The sequence below is a fragment of the Mycobacterium sp. E2479 genome (assembly GCF_001667925.1).
In the GTDB taxonomy this organism is placed as follows: Bacteria; Actinomycetota; Actinomycetes; order Mycobacteriales; family Mycobacteriaceae; genus Mycobacterium.
The window spans coordinates 1-1,191 of sequence record NZ_LZJR01000094.1 but is presented as its reverse complement, the minus strand read 5'-3'; the positions used below and the strand labels follow the sequence as shown (position 1 = coordinate 1,191).

1 protein-coding gene is annotated in these 1,191 nt (G+C 70.0%); it reads right to left on the bottom strand.

The window, feature by feature from the left end; translation table 11 throughout:
• Positions 1 to 1,191, bottom strand: a 1,191-nt coding sequence (locus A5686_RS14765; protein ID WP_067935431.1) for a PPE family protein, incomplete at both ends; no start/stop codon positions are given.

Here is a 1,191-nt window from a genome sequence, read left to right as displayed (position 1 = left end):
GTGGGCGGGCCATGACGGTGGGCCGGAATCCGTACTTGGGTCCGGCGACTCCGTGGCCTGCGGCGCCCGCGCCGGCCAGCGGCATGCCGCCGAGCAGGTTGCCGGGTCCGCCCGCGGCTTCCGGGGCGGCACTGATCGCGCTGACCGGGATGGCACGGCCCAACGTCGGCGCCGCGGCGGACGTCGCCCCCGACCACGCCACCGGCACCGACAACTTGCCGCCGACGGATGCCGCGCTGCCCAGGGCCGCCACCGGATGCGCGGCGGCGGCGCCGCCGCCGAGCATGCCGCCGAGTCCGCCGAGCCCGGGCAGGGCCTTGGCCGCGGCCGGCGCCGCGCCACCGATGACGCCCAGCGACTTGGCGATCTGCACGAAGTTGTTGCCCATACCGATGCTGAAGTACGGCAAACCCTCGGTGTTATAGAACAAACCCGCAAACGGGGTGTAGCCGTTGACCGCCGTTCCCAGGTTGGTGGGAAACGTCGACTGCCCGGTCAACAAAAACCAGATCTCCGACAACGGATCCGTGGCCGTCTGAGTGCTCGCCTGCGTCGCCGCCTGGGTGGCCGGTTGGGCCAGCGACTGCAGGGTCTTCGAGGTGTTGGTCGCCGTCGAGTTCGCCGTGGCGTTGGTGACCGCCGCGCTCTGGGAGGCCTGACCCGACGGGTTGGTCGTCTCCGGCGCCTTCTGGAACGGCGCCACTTTCGTCGCCGTCGCCGATTGCCCCGCGTAGCTGTACATCGCGCCGGCATCCTGGGCCCACATCTCGCCGTACTGTGCTTCCAGCTGCGCGATCAGCGGAGTGTTCTGGCCCAAGACGTTCGTGGCCTGTAGCTGTTGCGATTGCATCCGGTTCGCCGCGATCACCGGGGGCGGCACCGACGAGGCCAGCGCGGCTTCGTAAGCGGACGCCGCCGAACGTGCTTGCGTGGCAGTCTCTTCGGCCTGGGCCGCCGTCGTCGTCATCCACGCGATGTAGGGAGCCGCCGCCTGCGCCATCGCCGTGGACGCGGTCCCCGTCCACTCCTCACTGCTCAGCGCGGTGATGACGTTCTCATAGCTCAGCGCGGCCGAGTTGAGCTCGGCCGCCAGCGCACTCCACGCCGACGCCGCAGCCACAAACGAACCCGAGCCCGGACCCGAGTAGATCCGCGCCGAATTGAACTCCGGCGGAAACGCCCCAAAATCCA